General features: G+C 72.5%; 15 protein-coding genes. 6 read left to right on the forward strand and 9 right to left on the reverse strand.

Going from position 1 to position 17,271, the window contains the following annotated elements; genetic code table 11:
* Positions 1 to 21: 21 nt before the first annotated feature.
* From MMB17_RS15605 to murJ, 4 genes are all read right to left on the reverse strand, one after another.
* Positions 22 to 1,017 carry an ABC transporter ATP-binding protein gene (locus MMB17_RS15605; protein ID WP_238312911.1) on the reverse strand — a complete coding sequence of 332 codons (996 nt, stop codon included), beginning with the start codon at positions 1,015 to 1,017 and terminating at the stop codon, positions 22 to 24.
* A gap of 92 nt (positions 1,018 to 1,109) precedes the next feature.
* The gene (gene atzD / locus MMB17_RS15610) at positions 1,110 to 2,216 is read right to left on the reverse strand and encodes a cyanuric acid amidohydrolase (protein WP_238312909.1); all 1,107 of its coding nucleotides are present in this window, start codon (positions 2,214 to 2,216) and stop codon (positions 1,110 to 1,112) included.
* Between the two features lie 175 nt (positions 2,217 to 2,391).
* Positions 2,392 to 2,730 (reverse strand): hypothetical protein, encoded by a 339-nt coding sequence (locus MMB17_RS15615; RefSeq protein WP_241099446.1) that lies wholly within the window; start codon positions 2,728 to 2,730, stop codon positions 2,392 to 2,394.
* A 102-nt stretch (positions 2,731 to 2,832) separates the two neighbouring features.
* Positions 2,833 to 4,362, reverse strand: a complete 1,530-nt coding sequence (murJ, locus tag MMB17_RS15620) for a murein biosynthesis integral membrane protein MurJ (RefSeq protein ID WP_241099447.1) — start codon at positions 4,360 to 4,362, stop codon at positions 2,833 to 2,835.
* A 318-nt stretch (positions 4,363 to 4,680) separates the two neighbouring features.
* Between murJ and MMB17_RS15625 the strand changes: the two genes are divergently transcribed.
* Positions 4,681 to 5,184 (forward strand): YciE/YciF ferroxidase family protein, encoded by a 504-nt coding sequence (locus MMB17_RS15625; RefSeq protein WP_238312903.1) that lies wholly within the window; start codon positions 4,681 to 4,683, stop codon positions 5,182 to 5,184.
* A 219-nt stretch (positions 5,185 to 5,403) separates the two neighbouring features.
* Here the strand turns inward: MMB17_RS15625 and MMB17_RS15630 are convergent, their stop codons facing one another.
* Complete coding sequence (locus MMB17_RS15630) at positions 5,404 to 5,763, reverse strand: response regulator (protein WP_241099449.1); 360 nt, start codon at positions 5,761 to 5,763, stop codon at positions 5,404 to 5,406.
* 134 nt (positions 5,764 to 5,897) lie between these two features.
* Here MMB17_RS15630 and MMB17_RS15635 point away from each other — a divergent pair, with 134 nt between their 5' ends.
* Both MMB17_RS15635 and MMB17_RS15640 read left to right on the forward strand, forming a co-directional pair.
* Entirely contained in the window at positions 5,898 to 6,647 is a 750-nt protein-coding gene (locus tag MMB17_RS15635; RefSeq protein ID WP_238312899.1) for a Crp/Fnr family transcriptional regulator, read from the forward strand.
* A gap of 28 nt (positions 6,648 to 6,675) precedes the next feature.
* Positions 6,676 to 7,398 (forward strand): sensor histidine kinase, encoded by a 723-nt coding sequence (locus MMB17_RS15640; RefSeq protein ID WP_241099451.1) that lies wholly within the window; start codon positions 6,676 to 6,678, stop codon positions 7,396 to 7,398.
* A 22-nt stretch (positions 7,399 to 7,420) separates the two neighbouring features.
* On the opposite strand, the gene MMB17_RS15645 is transcribed toward MMB17_RS15640, so the two are convergent.
* Positions 7,421 to 8,278: an SDR family oxidoreductase gene (locus MMB17_RS15645; protein WP_241099453.1), complete on the reverse strand. Its 858-nt coding sequence runs from the start codon at positions 8,276 to 8,278 to the stop codon at positions 7,421 to 7,423.
* Positions 8,279 to 8,743: 465 nt separating this feature from the next.
* Here MMB17_RS15645 and MMB17_RS15650 point away from each other — a divergent pair, with 465 nt between their 5' ends.
* Positions 8,744 to 10,744, forward strand: a complete 2,001-nt coding sequence (locus MMB17_RS15650; protein ID WP_241099455.1) for a putative bifunctional diguanylate cyclase/phosphodiesterase — start codon at positions 8,744 to 8,746, stop codon at positions 10,742 to 10,744.
* Positions 10,745 to 10,748: 4 nt separating this feature from the next.
* Here the strand turns inward: MMB17_RS15650 and cydX are convergent, their stop codons facing one another.
* The 3 genes from cydX to MMB17_RS15665 all read right to left on the reverse strand — a co-directional run bounded on the left by cydX (position 10,749) and on the right by MMB17_RS15665 (position 13,765).
* On the reverse strand, positions 10,749 to 10,880 hold the full coding sequence (cydX, locus tag MMB17_RS15655) for a cytochrome bd-I oxidase subunit CydX (protein ID WP_241099456.1): 132 nt from the start codon (positions 10,878 to 10,880) through the stop codon (positions 10,749 to 10,751).
* Between the two features lie 59 nt (positions 10,881 to 10,939).
* On the reverse strand, positions 10,940 to 12,094 hold the full coding sequence (gene cydB, locus MMB17_RS15660; RefSeq protein WP_241099458.1) for a cytochrome d ubiquinol oxidase subunit II: 1,155 nt from the start codon (positions 12,092 to 12,094) through the stop codon (positions 10,940 to 10,942).
* 69 nt (positions 12,095 to 12,163) lie between these two features.
* Complete coding sequence (locus tag MMB17_RS15665) at positions 12,164 to 13,765, reverse strand: cytochrome ubiquinol oxidase subunit I (RefSeq protein ID WP_241099460.1); 1,602 nt, start codon at positions 13,763 to 13,765, stop codon at positions 12,164 to 12,166.
* 199 nt (positions 13,766 to 13,964) lie between these two features.
* On the opposite strand from MMB17_RS15665, the gene MMB17_RS15670 reads away from it, so the two are divergent.
* Both MMB17_RS15670 and MMB17_RS15675 read left to right on the forward strand, forming a co-directional pair.
* Positions 13,965 to 15,611 carry an ATP-binding cassette domain-containing protein gene (locus MMB17_RS15670; protein ID WP_241099461.1) on the forward strand — a complete coding sequence of 549 codons (1,647 nt, stop codon included), beginning with the start codon at positions 13,965 to 13,967 and terminating at the stop codon, positions 15,609 to 15,611.
* On the forward strand, positions 15,608 to 17,266 hold the full coding sequence (locus MMB17_RS15675) for an ATP-binding cassette domain-containing protein (RefSeq protein WP_420847275.1): 1,659 nt from the start codon (positions 15,608 to 15,610) through the stop codon (positions 17,264 to 17,266). The genes MMB17_RS15670 and MMB17_RS15675 overlap by 4 nt, the downstream gene beginning before the upstream one ends.
* The last annotated feature ends 5 nt before the right edge of the window (positions 17,267 to 17,271 follow it).

Here is a 17,271-nt window from a genome sequence, read left to right on the forward strand (position 1 = left end):
CCCTTTCTGGGTGAGGGATGGTCAGGCGTTGAGGCGGTGGGCCGCTTGCGCGTCCCAGCCGACGGCGACGACGTCGCCAAGGCTCAGGGGATGCGCGGCGAAATCGCCGTCGCTCAGCACGGCGGTCAGGGCGGATCCCGTCTCGGAGGCGGCGCCGAGCCCCTCGGCTTCGAGGCCGACATGGACGCTCGCGCCCTGGTACTCGACGGCGACGACCCGGGCCGGGCGGCCGGCGGGGCCGGCCGCGGGGCCGAGGCGCATCCGGTCCGAGCGGACCGCCACCGGCCCCTCAGGCAGGGCGATCACGTTGTGGCCGCCGATGAAGCGGGCCACGAAGGCGGTCGCCGGCCGCTCGAACACCGTGCGCGGGTCCGCCGCCTGCTCGATGCGGCCGGCATTCATCACCACCACGAGGTCGGACAGCGCCATGGCCTCCTCCTGGCTGTGGGTGACGTGGATGAAGGTGAGGCCGAGCTCGGCCTGGATCCGCTTCAGCTCGACCCGCATCCGCACCCGCAGGAAGGGATCGAGGGCCGAGAGCGGCTCGTCGAGGAGCAGCACCTTCGGATCGCTGACCAGGGCGCGGGCCAGGGCGACGCGCTGGCGCTGGCCGCCGGAGAGCTGCGCGGGCAGGCGGTCGGCGAGATGGGCCATCTGCACGAGGTCGAGCATGGCGGCGGCCTTCGCGTGCCGGGCGGCCTTCGAAACGCCGCGCATGCGCAAGGAGAAGGCGACGTTGTCCCGGCAGGTGAGGTGCGGGAACAGGGCGTAGCTCTGGAACATCATCGCGGTGCCGCGCTCGGCGGGCGGCGCATCGCCGACCGCGTGAGGGCCAATCACCACGTCGCCGCTCGTCGCGGCCTCGTGGCCGCCGATCATGCGCAGGGTCGTGGTCTTGCCGCAGCCGGAGGGGCCGAGCAGGCAGCAATAGGCGCCGGAGGGGATCTTCAGGTCGATCCCGTCGACGGCGACCTGGCCGCCATAGCGCTTGGTCAGTCGGATCAGCTCGACATCCATGCGTGTCTCCCGGCCGGCATGCCCGCAACGGCTGCCGCAAGAGGTGGGCCAGACGCCCTGCCTCGGTCGAAGCGTCGTCGGGGAATGGCCCTTCAGGCCGCCGCCACCCGGGCGATGATCGCGACCGGGCCGCCGCCATCCGGCCCCTGGTGCTCCGCGCCGCCGGAGACGAAGAGCTCCGTCCGCCCGAGGGCGGCGGCGGCCACGCCGCCCACCAGCGCCCGGGCATGCCGGGTGGCGTTGATGTCGCTGTCGTCGTTCATGATGTGGCGGCTGCCGCGGATCAGGCCGTCATGGCTCGGCTCGGCCTTGGCCAGCAGGGCCAGCACCCGCGCCCCCGCCTCGGGGGAGAGCTGGCCGGCGGCCTCGAAGCCGAGATCGGCCAGCGCCCCCTGGATCGCGGGCAGGTCGATCCCGTCCCGCATCACCCGGTGGGCGATGCGCAGGGGGCCGCCCCAGCCGGGGGCGTTGCCCAGGACGATGACCTCGTTGCGCATCAGCTCGATGCCCGCCGAGGCGCTGGCACGGCCGGACCAGAGGTCGCGCCGCTGCCCGATCGCCGCATCGTCGAGGGCGGCCTCCGGGATCTCGCCGAGGGCGAGGCCGATGCCCAGGGCCGAGGCGCCCCGCGACAGGCCCATGGAGGCGTAGGTGTCGTGGGTCGCCACCGTGTGGCCGCGGCCGGCCGCCTCGTGGATGCGGGCGCTGGTGAGGAGCGGGCATTTGACCTGGACGAAATGCACGTCGTCCGGATCGGTGATGCCCGCCGCCGCCATGGCCTCGGCCACCGCCGCCGCGGTGGCGCGGACCTGCGCCATCCGGCCGATCTCCTCGGGCGCGAAATCCGGCGTGAAGGCCGTGCCGACGGCGAGCGCCGACCCCTCCGCCTGCGGCCCGTCCCGGCGGGCGACCACGAGGAGATGCGGGCTGAGGCCGCCCTCCGTGCCGCCGGACATGACCAGGGCGATGCGGGCGCCGACCGCCTCCGGCGTCACGCCCAGGCAGCCGGCCAGCGCCGCCTCGATCGCCATCACCGCGAGGGGCCGGGTGAAATCGTTGACGCAGCCATTGCCCTCGGTCTTGCCGAAGATGCCGACGATCTCCTGTGCGGCGACGGCGCCGGAGCGGATCAGATCGAGCAGACCGGCGGTGTCGGCCGGGTGGCGGGTCGGCACACGGAAGACGAGGCACTCGGGCATCGGGCACGCGGAACGCTGGCGGGTCGGGACGACCACCCGACGCTAGCGCGCCCACCGGAGCCGAACGAGCACAGGTTTTCGGCCACGCCGCCCCCTTTCAGGCAGCGGTTGCAAAATGGGCAGCCCAGCGGTCACGCCGCGGACAGGGACCCGTCGCGGCGTGAGGCGCCCCCGCCTATTCGCAGACCTCGACGCGGCGATAGGTGAATTCCAGGTCGTTCAACCACTCCTTGCGGCGCTCGTAGTGGCAGACGGGGCCGGGCGGGCGCGGGCGCACATAGACCGGCGGCGCCTCCTCCTCCACGTAGACCGGCCGCGGGCGGTAGGGCGCCGGGGGCGGCGGCGGGCTGTTCAGCATGGCGCCGAGGGCCAGGCCGCCGACGACGCCCGCGGCGGCGCCGAGCAGGGCGCCGTTGCGGCCGTCGCGGGCGGAGGCCGGGGCGGCGGCGAGGGCGGCGCCGACGAGCGCCGCGCAGAGCCCGATCCGGGCTTGGCCGAGGAGGGAGGCAGGCACGATCGCGTACTCCGGATGAATCCGCGGAAGCTAAGACGCGACAGGCTTAACAATCCCCCAACGCGCCCGCGACGCGCGCGGCCGCCGGGGGCGATCGCGGCCCTAGCGGCGGCGCAGGCGCACCCCGAACAGGGCGAGGCAGGCCAGGAGCGCGCCGGCATAGGCGAGGGCGCCCGCGAGGCCGAGGAGCCCGAGCACCGCGATCTCCCGGACATGCGGCAGGGGCGGCACCAGCCGTTCCGCGAAAGGCTGGCCGGCGAGGGCGACCAGGGCGAGCAGCCCGCAGGCCACGACCACCCCGGCGACGGTGACGAGGAGCGGCCGGCTCGGGGCCGTCCAGCCCCGGCGCAGGGCCAGGAGGTAGAGCAGCGCGAGGTTGATCCACTGGCCGATGGCGGTGGCCAGGGCGAGGCCGGTGACGCCGTAGGGGCCGGTGAGCCCGATCTTCAGCGCCACGTTGACCGCGATGCCGGTGAGCGAGGCGACGAGGGGCGTCACCGTGTCCTGGCGGGCGTAGAAGCTCGCCACCGCCGAGCGCACCAGCACCACCGCGGGCAGGGCGAGGCCGTAGGCGGCGAGCACGGAGCCCGCCCGGGCGGCATCCTCCGCCGTGAAGGCGCCGCGCTGGAACAGGGCGGCCATGATCAGCCCGGGCAGCGTCAGGAAGGCGACGGCGAAGGGGGCGGAGAGGGCGAGCGAGAAGCCGGCCGCCCGGTTCTGGGCCGCATGGGCGCCGGCCACGTCCCCGGCGGCGATGCGCCGGCTCATCTCCGGCAGCAGCACCGTGCCCGCGGCGATGGCGATGACGCCGAAGGGCAGCTGGTAGAGCCGGTCGGCATAGTAGAGCGCCGAGACCGCGCCCACGGGCAGGAAGCTCGCGATGATGGTGTCGGCGAAGGCGGCGATCTGGAAGCCGGCGGAGCCGATCACCGCCGGCCCGAGCACCTTGAAGAAGCGCCGGATCTCGGGATCGCGCAGACTCGGCCGGATCAGCCCGGGGCTGAAGCCGCCGCGCCGGGCCGCCCCCCAGACCAGCAGGAATTGCAGCACGCCGGAGACCGACACGCCCCAGGCGGCGGCATAGGCCGCGTTCGGGAACAGGAAGGCGAGGCCGAGGGCGGCCAGCATCGCGAGGTTGAGCAGCACCGGCGCACCGGCGGCGGCGGCGAATTTCCGCTGCGCGTTCAGGATGCCGGAGAACAGCGTCACCAGCGTCATGAACAGCAGGTAGGGGAAGGTGATCCGGGTGAGCGCGACGGCCAACGCGAAGCGCTCGGGATCCTCGGAGAAACCCGGCGCGAGGGCGCGCACCACCCAGGGCATGGCCGGCAGGGCCAGTGCCAGCAGGGCGAGCTGCACGATCAGCATCAGCGCGAGGATACGGCCGGAGAAGAGCCGCGCCGCCCCGGGCTCGCCCGCCTCGGCGAGCCGGGCATAGGCCGGCACGAAGGCGGTGTTGAAGGCGCCCTCGCCGAAGATCGCCCGGAAGTGGTTGGGCAGGCGAAAGGCCACGACGAAGGCGTCGGCGATCGGCCCCGCGCCCATCACCGCCGCGGTCACCACGTCGCGGGCGAAGCCCGTGACCCGGGAGACCAGCGTCCAGCCGCCGACGGAGAGGATCGCGCGGATCATCGCGCCGTCCCCGCGCCGCGGAGGGCGACCAAGCGGCGCGGCGCCGGAGCGCGGCCCTGCGGATGGAGGCTCGTCATGCCCCGTCCCTAGCAGAAGCCGCGCGCCGAAGGAGGGCGTCCGCAGGCCCGGCGCGCGGTCCGCCCGCTCCCTGTTGCAGGGATGCGTCGGGGCGGCCCGCGCCGGGAACAAGGCCGGAGAGGAGAGGTTCTCCGGCTGTGTCCCGGGCGGCGAGACGCGACCGGACATCGCGGCAGGGCGGTCGGATCCCGGGGAAGCCCTCCGGGCACCGGAGACCACGCGCCACTCCAGGAGGAAGCCATGGGCCTGTTCACGCGGGACATCAAGACGCTGGACGATCTCTTCGTCCACACGCTCCAGGACATCTATTACGCCGAAAATCAGATCACCAAGGCTCTGCCGAAGATGATCGACAAGGCGACCAGCCCGGAGCTCAAGAACGGCTTCAAGAAGCATCTTGCCGAGACCGAGAACCAGATCAAGCGCCTGGAGCAGGTCTTCCAGATGCACGGCCATTCGCCGAAGGCGGTGACCTGCCCGGCCATCAACGGCATCATCGAGGAGGCCAACGAGGTCGCCGGCGAGATCGCCGACAAGGACGTCCTCGATGCCGGGCTCGTCGCCTCGGCCCAGGCCGTCGAGCATTACGAGATCACCCGCTACGGCACCCTGATCGCCTGGGCCCGACGCCTCGGCCGCGACGATTGCGCGGGCGTGCTCCAGCAGAACCTCGACGAGGAGAAGGCCGCCGACCAGACGCTCACCGCGCTGGCCGAACGGCAGGTCAACCAGCACGCCGCCTGAGACGAGCCGATCAACGGGAGCAGAAGGGACCGGGCGACCGAGGCGGTGCGGCCCTGCTGCGGCCTCTCGGTGCCCGGCCTCGATGGCGGTCCGATCCGGTCAACATGGGCTCGATCGTCCAGAAAGACCCGACCTCGACAAAAAGGAGAGTTGCGTGAAGGTGGTGTCCCGTCCCGGCGGACCGGGGACGCCGCCGCAGCCCGGGCCGGCGCGGGCCGCTCAGGCGGCGGCGAAGATCATCCTGGCCTGGCGGTCCGGATCGAAGGGCTTCTCCCAGCGCGGCACCGCCCGATAGGCCCGCGGGATCGCCGCCGTGCCGTAGCCGGTCGCGAAGATGAGGCGCACGCCGCGACGGCGCAGAATGTCGGCGACGGGATAGATCTCCTGCCCGTGCAGATTGATGTCGAGGATCGCCGCATCGACGGCTTCGGTGCGGGCGAGGAGAAGGGCCTCGGGGACCTCGGCCACCGGTCCGACCACATCGATCGCCAGCGCCCTGAGGGCGCGGACGAGATCCCGGGCGATGAAATATTCGTCTTCCGCAACGAGTACGCGGTGCGGTTTCCGGACCTCAAGCATCGCCGATGATGTTCCATGATCAAGGGGCATCGCCTGAAAGCAGATTGATGAGCGTAGACAGGGCGAACAACAACATGGGTAAGTTCGCGAATTTTACCTTGGGTTAGGGTGCCGAACGTGGTCGGAGAGGCGCCGTGACCAATCCTTTTATCCGCAAGCTGGAGAATTTCTGCGCGCTGAACGATGAGGAACGTTACCTCATCGAGGTTCTCTGCCGCCATGTCCGGCGCGTGGAGGCCCGCACCGACATCGTCCAGCAGGGCGACGAGCCCCGTTGCGTCAACCTCGTCCTGGCCGGCTGGGCCTGCCGCTACAAGCAGTTCGCGGATGGGCGGCGGCAGATCATCTCCCTGTTCGTGCCGGGCGACCTCTGCGACCCGCACATCTTCGTGATGCGCTCGATGGACCATTCGCTGGCGACGATCACCCCGATCTCCATCGTGCGCCTGTCCGAGGAAGCGATCGACACGATCACGCGGAGCCCACGGCTCCAGGCGGCCCTGTGGTGGGACAGCCTCGTCACCAGCGCGATCCACCGGGAAGGCATCGTCAGCCTCGGCCAGCGCTCGGCAGCGGAGCGGCTGGCGCATTTCTTCTGCGAGCTGTCCCTGCGCCTGCAAGCGGTCGGGCTCGGGACGGAAGCCGGATACGAGCTGCCGCTGACGCAGCAGGACATCGCGGAGATGCTCGGCATCACGAATGTCCACGTCAACCGGACCTTGCGGGACATGCGCGATTCCGGGCTTGTCACCCTCCGGGGCCGGCAATTGACCATTCACGATTTCACAGCCTTGAAAAGGCTGGCCATCTTCGATCCTTCCTACCTTCACCAGGGTCGCGAAAGCGTGCAACTGGACTCGAACGTGTTGATGCGCGCGAATTGAGCTTCGGCAGCGGCGAGGGCGTGGCGGCATGACAGAGCGGTTCCAGCGCTCGCGCTTGGTCGAGCTTGAGGCGGAGAACGCAACGCTGCGCGGCCGGCTCGCCGCGGTGGAGGCGGATCTCGCCGCCTCGGAGGGGGAGGCGGTGTCGGTCGCCGAGTCGGAACGGGCGTTCCGCAACACGCTGGCGGTGATCCGCGCCATCATCCGGCACTCCCTCGTCACGAGCCGCTCGGCGGACGACTTCGCGACGCATCTCATCGGCCGGGTCGATGCCGTGGCCCGCGTCCATCAGCTGGCCTCCAATGCCGGCAGCGACCAGCACGACCTGCACAGCCTGATCGCCGACGAGCTGCTCGTGCATCTGGTGCGCGAGGGCGAGCGGCTGCATCTCTCGGGGCCGCGTATCCTGCTCCAGCCGAAATCTGCGGAGCTTCTGGCGCTCGCGATCCACGAACTGGCGGCGAATGCCGTCGAGCACGGCGCCTTGGGATCGCCCGAAGGCGAGGCGCGGGTGACCTGGTCCGTCTCGCCCCCCGACGGGCAGGGCGTGCCCACGCTCGCGATCCAATGGCGGGAGCGGGGGCCGGGCGGCCTGCCGCGGCCGTGCCATCACGGCTTCGGCACGGAGGTCCTGAAGCAGACGCTGGCCTATGTCCTGCAGGCGCGTGCCCAGCTCGAATGGGAGGAGACCGGCCTGAGCTGCCTGATCCAGATCCCCCTGACGAGCCGCATCGGGCGGCTCACCCCCTGAGGGAGAGCCCGCCGGTGCCCGCTCACAGGAACGGCCGGCCGCCCGTGACCGGAACGGTGGCGCCGGTGACGTAGCTCGCCTCGTCGGAGGCGAGCATGACATAGACCGGGGCGAGTTCCCGCGGCTGGCCGGGCCGCCCCATCGGCGTGTTGCCGCCGAAGCTCTTCACCTTCTCCGGGGGCATGGTCGCGGGGATCAGCGGCGTCCAGATCGGCCCCGGCGCGACGGCGTTCACGCGGATGCCCTTGTCCGCCAGGATCTGGGCGAGCCCGGCGGTGTAGGTGTGGATCGCCCCCTTCGTGGTCGCGTAGGCCAGGAGCTGCGGGCTCGGCTGATCGGCATTGATCGAGGTGGTGTTGATGATCGCGCTCCCCGCCCGCAGATGCGGGAGCGCCGCCTTCGTCAGGTAGAACATCGCGTGGATGTTGGTCGCGAAGGTGACCTCCCACTCCTCGTCGCTGATCTCCTCCGGGCCGGCGAAGGTCGCCTGATGGGCCGCGTTGTTGACGAGGATGTCGAGGCGCCCGAACGCCTCGACCGCCTGGGTGACGACGGCGCGGCAATGCTTGGGATCCTTGAGGTCGCCCGGTGCCAGCACGGCCTTGCGCCCGGCCTTCTCGACCCAGTCGGCGGTGTCCTGGGCGTCCCCGTGCTCGTCGAGATAGGAAATCAGCACGTCGGCGCCCTCCCGGGCGAAGGCGATGGCGACCGCCCGCCCGATGCCGCTGTCGCCGCCGGTGATGACCGCCGCCTTGCCCGCGAGCCGGCCGGAGCCGCGATAGCTCTCCTCCCCATGGTCCGGTCTCGGCTGCATGGCCCCGGTGGAGCCCGGCATGGGCTGCTGCTGCTCGCGGAAGGGCGGCTTCGGATCGTCCCGCATCGCGGTCTCCTGCTCGGCCGCGCCGCGCGGCCCGATGCCCGGGAAACCCCCGAGCCGGGGGAAGGTCACCGCGCCAGGCCGCGAAACGCCCGGCCCGGGCCTCCAGCCGGGAGGGCCTTGCATCGAGGCGCAGGTGATTGAGCAATCGTAGAAAGATTCCATTTGAGAGACGAAGGAAAGCAGCGCCCCAACGTCCAGGGGCAGCCACGAGCATTCCGAAGGTCATGCCTCATCGTCTCGATCACGGCATTATGAGGAGCTTCTTTGAATACGGCGTGACCTGCTATCATTCCTGTCGGGTTTTGATACATTCCGATCGAAGCGTGCTGTGCGATGCGATCAACCATCGCTGAACGTAGCAGCGCTATGTCATGAGCCGGCACGTCACTTCAACACTTCGTAGGGGCTTCTCGGATAAGACGGGAGCGCCTCACATCCGAGGCCGACCATCCAGGCTCGTTCGCCATGCGCCTTATCCGAAGCGCCGGGCCACAGCTCGAAAGGCTGATCCGGCGCGACCAGCTCGAAGCCGTGCGCATGAGCGTGCAGCATGCGATCCCGGTCAACATGCTGCTCGGACTGACGGGCGCCCTGGTGGCGCTGCATGCCGGCCACGGCCGGGCGGGGGGCCTCTGGTTCGCGGCCTCCACCCTGGTCAATCTCGTCCGGATCGGGCTCTGCCGCGCCCCGAACCCCGGCCTGGGCCTCACCCCGGAGACCCCGGCGGAGCAGGCGGACGAAGCCGCCCAGGCCATCGACCGGCATCTGCGGCTCGCCTGCCTCGCAGCGCTCGCCTCCGGGCTGGTCTGGGCCTGCGTGCCGGTCCTGTGCGAGGCCTATACCTCGGCGCAGACGCTGTTCTACCTCACCGTGGTGTGCGGCATCACCGCGGGCGCCGTGACCCACGGCATGGCCTATGCCCGGATCCCGATCAGCTTCATCACGCCGCCGCTCCTCTCCGTGGCGGCCTGCCTGTTCCATGCCGGCGGCTTCGACCGGGACTGCCTGGCCGCGACGGTCCTCCTCTACCTCGTCGCCCTGATCCGCAGCACCCTCGCGACCGAGCGGGGGTTTCGCGAGACGAGCCGCCTCAAGAACGAGGCGACCACGCTGGCGGACGCCCATGCGGCCGCCCATACCAAGGCGAGCGCCCTCGCCGAGGAGATGCGCGGCCGGGCCACGCACGACGCCCTGACCGGCCTGCTCAACCGGGCCGGCCTCACCCAGAAGGCCGAGGAGCTGCTCGCCGCGCGCGCCAGGCTCTGCCTGATGCTGCTCGACCTCGACGGCTTCAAGTCGGTCAACGACGTCTACGGCCACACGACGGGGGACCGCGTCCTCGTCGAGGTGGCGCGGCGCCTGGAGGCGAGCCTGCCGCCGGCCTGCCACCTCGCCCGCCTGGGGGGCGACGAATTCGCCGTCGTGTTCGACCGCGCTCCTGTGCCGGAGGCGCCGGAGGCGCTGGCCGAGCGCCTGATCGGGACCATCGCCCACCCCTTCGAGGGCTTCGACGCGGGCCGGCTCGGCATGTGCGTGGGCATCTGCGACGCCCCGGCGCAGGAGAGCCTGACGCATCTGCTGAGCTGCGCCGACGAGGCGCTCTACGCGGCCAAGCATGCCGGCCGCAACCATGTCCGCCTGTTCGACGAGGGGCTGAGCACGCGCCTCGAGATCCGGCGCGACTGCGAGCGCGACCTCTCCCACGCCCTGGCCGAGGGCGACATCGAGGTCTGGTTCCAGCCGATCCTCGGCCAGGGCGGCCGGGTGGTGACGAGCCTGGAGGCGCTGGTGCGCTGGCGCCACCCCAGCCACGGCTGGATCCCGCCGAACGAACTGGTCGCGACCGCGGCGATGGCCGGCATGACCGAGTCCCTGCTCCGCTTCATCCTGGAGGCGGTCTGCCGCATGCTGTGCACGCTGCGGGCCCAGGGCCTGGAACGGCTCTCCGTCGCCCTGAACGTCTCGCCGCGGGAGATGGCGCAGGTGGCCGTCGACGAGATCGTCCTGGAGCGGCTTCGCACCCTCCAGCTGCCGGCGGATAGGCTGGAGATCGAGATCACCGAGGAGACCGCCCTCGACATCGAGGCCGTCCACGACAAGCTGCTCGCCCTGTCCCGGGCCGGCATCAAGGTGGCGCTCGACGATTTCGGGATCGGCTATTCCTCGCTCGCCTCCCTGCGCCAGCTGCGCGCGAACCGGCTCAAGATCGACCGCAGCCTCGTGACCGGCCTGTCGACCGACGAGGACAAGCGGGGGCTCGTCCAGGCGGTGCTGGGCCTCGGCCGGGCCCTCGGGCTGGAGGTGGTCGCCGAGGGGGTCGAGACCGCCGACGACCTGGTCACGCTCCAGGCCCTCGGCTGCCTGTTCATGCAGGGCTATCACCTCGTCCGCCCGGCGCCCGCGGGCGAGATCCTCGCCTATCTGAGCGCGGGCAGCCCGCGGACCTCCCGCGCCTCGTGCCAGTGACGCGTCAGGGCGTGGGCAGCGGCAGCGCGATCTCCGGCGGCGTCTCGCGCACGCAGCGCAGCTCGTACCAGAGGGCGTTGAGCACGCCCACGGCGGCGGCGAGGCCGAGGCCGAGGACCCAGGCGAAGTACCACATCGTCATCTCCTCAAAGCTTGGGGGGAGGGAGCCCCGTCGGGCGGGGCTCCGGGAAGGCCTCAATAGGCGGGGGAGCCGGGGGCGGTGACGTCCTGCGCGGTGATGCGGCCCCGCAGCACCCGGTAGACCCAGGCGGTGTAGGCCAGCACCAGCGGCAGGAAGATCACCGTCGCCACCAGCATGTTGCGCAGGGTGGCCCGGCTGGAGGAGGCGTCGAACACGGTGAGCGCGTGGCCCGGATGCGTGCTCGAGGGCAGGATGATCGGGAACATCGACAGGCCCACCGTCGCGATGATGCCGGCGAGGCCGAGGCTCGAGGCGAGCAGCGTCGCGCCTTCCCGGCGGGCCTGGAAGCCCGCGGCGGCGAGCAGCGGCCCGGCGATGCCGAGGAGCGGCACCAGGAGCAGCGCCGGGCGGGCCCGGAAATTCGCGAGCCAGGCGCCGGAGGCGGCGACCACCTCCTTGGCCAGCGGGTTCGAGGGGCCGTCCCCGGCGAGCGGGCTCACGACCTGATAGCCGCCGAAGGCGCCCGCCGCGACCAGGATGCCCCCCAGGGCGAACAGGCCCGCGGTGGCGAGCGCGCTCTTCGTGCCGATGGCGTTGGCGCGCGCGGCGACGGGGCCTTCCGCCTTGAAGGCGAGCCAGGCGGCGCCGTGCATGACGAGCATCGCCACCGAGACGAGGCCGCAGAACAGGGCGAGCGGATTGAGGAGGCCGAACAGCGTGCCCTCGTAGATCGGGCGCAGATCCCCCGTGAAGTGGAAGGGCACGCCCTGGAGGACGTTGCCGACCGCGACGCCGAAGATCAGGCTCGGCACGGCACCGCCGACGAAGAGCGCCGCGTCCCAGCGCGCCCGCCAGGCCGCCCCCTCGCGCTTGGAGCGGTACTTGAACGCCACCGGCCGCAGGATCAGGGCGAACAGAACCAGGAACATGGCGAGGTAGAAGCCGGAGAAGCTGAGGGCGTAGAGCGCCGGCCAGGCGGCGAAGATCGCGCCGCCGCCCAGCACCAGCCAGACCTGGTTGCCTTCCCAGGTCGCCGCGATCGTGTTGATCGCGATCCGCCGCTCGACATCGGTGCGGGCGACGAAGGGCAGGAGGGCACCGACGCCGAGATCGAAGCCGTCCGTGAGCGCGAAGCCGATCAGCAGCACGCCGAGGAGCACCCACCAGACCAGGCGGAGCGTCTCGTAATCCGAAAGCAAGGTGAGCATCGAGGGAGATCCTTGGCTGCGGCGGCCCTCAGCGAACGGGGCCGCCGGATGGACGGGGGGCGGGGGCGTTCACGCGGCCGGGACGAGGCGCGGGCCGCCATGGCCGGCGCCCTGGTCGGTGCCGAGGCCGGGGACGAGGGCGGCCGGATCCTCGACGAGGGCGACGGGCCCCTTGGCGATGGCCCGCAGCATCAGCTGCACCTCGATCACCGCCAGCACGCCGTAGACGAGGGTGAAGCCGGCGAGGGTGAGGAGCAGGGAGGTCACGCCGAGCTCGGAGGTGGCGAGGGCCGTCGGCAGCACGCCCTCGATGATCCAGGGCTGGCGGCCGAATTCGGCGACGAACCAGCCGAACTCGATGGCGATCCAGGGGAGCGGCAGGGCCAGCAGCGCTGCCCGGAACAGCCAGCGGGGCGCCTCGACCTCCCGCGCCGTGTACCAGAGCGCGGCGCCGAACAGGGCGATCAGCAGGAAGCCGCAGGCCACCATCGCCCGGAAGGTGAAGAAGATCGAGGGCACGTGCGGCACCGTCGACCAGGCCGCCCGGTCGATCTCCGCATCGCTCGCCATGAGCGGGTCGCCGACGATCGGCTTCAGGAGCTGCGCGTAGCCGAGATCGGCCTGCGTCCGGGCGAAGGTGGCGCGGGCCTCCTCGTCCTTGCGGTTCGCCTTGATCCGCTCCAGCGCCGCGTAGGCCACCAGCCCGTTGCGGATGCGCGCCTTGGCGTGGGCGACCAGCTCCGTGATGCCGGGGATCTCCTTGTCGAAGGAGCGCGTGCCGATGAGCCCCATCGCCCACGGGATGTGGAGGGCGTGGCGGGTGGTGCGGGTCTCGAGGTCGGGGATGCCGAACGCCGTGAAGGCGGCGGGAGCCTCCTCCGTGTGCCACATCGCCTCCATGGCGGCGAGCTTCATCTTCTGGTGGTCGGTGACGGCGTAGCCGCTCTCGTCGCCGAGCACGACGACGCTGAGCGCCGAGGCGAGGCCGAAGGCCGCCGCGATGGCGAAGGAGCGCTTGGCCAGCTCCAGATGCCGCCGGCGCAGGATGTAGAAGGCCGAGACGCCGAGCACGAAGACGGCGCCGCAGACATAGCCGGCCGAGACCGTGTGGACGAACTTCGCCTGGGCGACGGGATTGAAGATCACCGCGGCGAAATCCGTCACCTCCATGCGCATCGTGTCGGGGTTGAAGACGGCGCCCACCGGGTTCTGCATCCAGCCATTGGCGATCAGGATCCAGAGCGCGGAGAAGTTGGTGCCCAGCGCCATCAGCCAGGTGACGACGCAGTGGGCGAGCGGCTTCAGCCTGTCCCAGCCGAAGAAGAACAGCCCGACGAAGGTCGCCTCCAGGAAGAAGGCCATCAGGCCCTCGATGGCGAGCGGGGCCCCGAACACGTCGCCGACGTAGTGGGAGTAGTAGGCCCAGTTCATGCCGAACTGGAATTCCATCGTCAGGCCGGTGGCGACGCCCAGCGCGAAGTTGATCCCGAACAGGAGACCCCAGAACTTCGTCATGTCGCGCCAGACCTTGCGGCGCGTCATGACGTAGACGGTCTCCATCATGGCGACGAGGATCGAGAGCCCCAATGTCAGGGGCACGAACAGGAAGTGGTACATCGCCGTCAGCGCGAATTGCAGGCGCGACAGATCGACGAGCAGCGGGTCGGTCATCGAGGGCCTCCTGGAGCGCTCCGCACCACGGCGGCTGCCGGTCCGGCGAGAGAGCGCGTCAAAGCAAAGGCTGAGAGGCGCCCCCGGCCGGGCAGGCCGGGTACGACGCTCTCGTCCCGGCTCGTGTTTCGTCCCGCCGGCCCCGGGGGGCCTTGACGCAAATCAAGGCTCGTCCGGCCCCGCACCCGCACAAAGGGGCATGATCCGCCGCAGAACGAAGCCCGGCTCCGCCAAGTCCGCCCCCGCGCCGGAAGCCCTGGCCGTCGCCCGCGGCGCGGCTGGGCCCGGCCTGCGGCCCCTCCTCGCGCTCCAGGTGCTGCGCCACGCGGCGGGCCTCGCCGGCGCCGTGGCGCTCGCCCGGCTGGCGGGCCCGCTCATCGAGGAGGGCCGCCTCGATCCCCTGGCCCTCGGCCTCGCCGCGGCCTCGGCGCTGGCCGTCGCCGGGCTCGGCGGCCTGGTCGAGACGCGGAGCGCCGCCCTGGAGGCGAAGGTGGCGACAGACCTGCTGGAGGCGGCCGAGGCGCGGCTCGCCGCCATGCCCGCCCGCGCCGCCGCCGAGCTGCCGCAGGGGGCGGTGATCTGCGGGCTGCAGCGCCATCCGGGGGCGCTCGCCCGGCTCGTCGTCGGCCATGCCGCGGCGCGGCGCATGATGGCGCTCGGGCCGTTCCTGACCGCCGGCGCGGTCGCCCTGGTCTTCTGGCAGGCGGCGCTCGCCCTGCTGCTCGCCACCCCGGCGATGATCCTGTTCTTCGCCCTGGTCGGCGGCCTGATCCGCGACCGGGCCGCCGCGCAGGAGGCGGCGCTCGGGTGCCTCGCCACCCAGTTCGCGGACCGGGTGCGGACGCTGCCGACCATCCTCGCCGGGCACGGGCTCGCCCGGGAGCGCGAGAAGCTCGACCGCCGGCTCGCGGCCTATGCCGAGGGCACCATGGGCGTGCTGTCGGTCGCCTTCCTCAATGCGGGGGTGCTCGACTTCTTCTCCTCCCTCGCCATCGCGATCCTGGCGGTGTTCCTCGGGCTCGGCCATCTCGGCCTCGTCGCGCTGCCGGGCTTCGCGCAGCTCGCGCTCTGGCAGAGCCTGCTGATCCTGCTGCTCGCCCCGGACTATTTCGCGCCGTTCCGCCGCTACGCCGAGCTCTACCACGCCAAGGCGGAGGGAGAGGCCGCGGCGGTCGCGCTCGCCTGGGCGTTTTCGGGCGAGACGGAGGCGAAGGGTGTCGCCGCGCGGGCCATCCCGGCGGAGCCCGGCGCCCGCGGCCTCGTCCTGCCCCATGTCGGCGCCATCGCCGATTTCGACCTGCCGGAGACCGGGCTCGTCGCCATCACCGGGCCGAGCGGCATCGGCAAATCGACGCTGCTGCGGGTGCTTGCCGGGGTCGAGGCGCCGCTGGCGGGCGGCGTGCGGCTGCCGGACGAGGCCGGGCGCAGCTGGGTCTCCCTCGACGCGCCCATCCCCGCCGGCACCCTGGGCCGGGCGATCACGGAGGGCACGGACGGCGCGACGCCCGAGAGGGTCCAGCAGGCCGCCGCGCTCCTCGGCCTGCTGGACGATCCGCACTGGCCCGGCGGCCTCGAGGCCCCCGTGCGGGCCGGGGCCGAGAACCTGTCCGGCGGCCAGCGCGTGCGGATCGCCCTGGCGCGGCTGCTCGTGCGGCCCGGCATCGGCTTCTGCGACGAGCCGACGGCGAAGCTCGATCCCGTCAACGCCGCCTGGGTGTGCGGCACCCTGCAGGTGGCGGCCCGCCGCCGGCTGATCCTCGTGGCGACGCACGATCCGGCGCTGGTGGCCCTCGCCGACCGGCACATCACCCTCGGGCTTCCCCCCTCCGAAAGGCAGGCCGCATGATGCGCGCGCGATCGATCGGCCTGGCCCTCCCGCTTCCGCGCGGCGGGGGAAAGGGCGAGGGGATGGGCAACAGAGCGTGGCGCCTCGCCTTCCTCCTCGCCGCCCTGGCGCTCGCGGCGAACCTGCTCCTCGCCGGCACCGCCGTGAGCTTCCTCGCGGGGGTGGCCCTCGCCGGAGCCGGGCCGGCGGCGCTCGCGTTCAACTTCCATCACCCGGCCGCCCTGGTGCGGCTCTTCGCGCTGCTGCGCACGGGCGCGCGCTACGGCGAGCGCATGGCCGGCCACCGCGCCGCCCTGGCTGATCAGGTCCGCCGGCGGGCCGGCCTGTTCGCCGCCCTCGCGCGGGCGCCGGAGAGCCGGGGCGCCGGCTGGCAGCTCGGCCGCCCGGAGCGGCTGGCCGACTACATCGACGACGTCGCGGATGTGGACTACGCCCGGCTGCGCGCGAACTTCCCGCTGGCGACGGCCGGCGCGGCGCTGCTCGCCCTGCTGGCCCTGACCGCATTCCTCACGCCCCTCGCGCTGCCCGCCCTCGCCGCCCTGGCGTTCGCCTCCGTGCCGCTCGCCCGGCGCGTGGCGGCGCGCCTCGCCGCCACCGAGACGCGGATGCGGGCCCTGCGCCGCGCCGGGGCGGCGGAGCTCGGGGCCGCGCTCGCCGGCCTCGTCCCCCTGGCGGCGGAGGGCCGGCGCCGCCCGGCGCTGCGGGCCGCCCTCGACTCACTGCGGGAGGCGGAGCAGGCGGCGGCCGCCGGGCGGCGCGCCCTTGCCGGGCTCGAAGCCCTGCCGGCGCTGGCCGGCCCCCTGGCCGCCCTGGCGGTGCTCCTGTCCGCCTGGAGCGCGGGGGCACGGGGCACGGCGCTCCTGCCCGCCGCCTTCCTGGCCTTCGCCTGGATCGCCCTGGCCGAGCCGATGCTGGGCCTCGCCCGCGCGCTCCTCGGCGCAACCCGGGCCCGGCTCGCCCGCGACAACCTCGCCGCCGCGGCGGGGGGCGGGGCGGGCGTCGCCCCGGAGGCGCGCAGCTTCCGTGCCGCGGGGGCCCTCGCCCTGCAGAACCTGCGGCTGCGGGCCCCGGACGGGCGCGATCTCGGCGCCCTGCCGGATCTCGTCGTGACGCCGGGCACGCCCCTGATGCTGGTCGGCGCCAGCGGCTGCGGCAAGACCTCCCTGCTCAAGACCCTCGCGGGCTGGGGCGAGGACCGGCCCGGCGAGGTGATCCGCCTCGACGGCCTCGGCGTCCCGGCGGCGGAGCGGCAGGCCTGCACCCATCTCGGCCTGCATGACGCCGCCATCCTCGCCGACACCGTGCGCGAGAACCTGTTCGCCCCCGGCGCCTCCGACCGGGAGATCTGGGCCGCGCTGGCGCGGGTCGAGCTCGACGACCGCATCCGCGCCGCCGGCGGCCTCGAGGCCTGGATCACGGAGGGCGTCCTGTCGCTCGGGGAGGCGCAACGCCTCGCCCTGGCCCGCGCCGCCCTGAGCCCCGCCCCGGTGATCCTCCTCGACGAGCCGGCCGAGCATCTCGGCGCGGATCAGGCCGTGCGCATCCTCGGCCGCCTGCTGGCGCAATGGCAGACCCGCGTGGTCGTGCTGACGAGCCACAGCCCGGACCTCGCCATCCCGGCCCGCCGGATGCCGATGGACCGGCTCCGGGCCTGAGCGGC

Origin of the sequence: Methylobacterium organophilum, from assembly GCF_022533465.1 — a bacterium.
Lineage (GTDB): Bacteria > Pseudomonadota > Alphaproteobacteria > Rhizobiales > Beijerinckiaceae > Methylobacterium > Methylobacterium organophilum.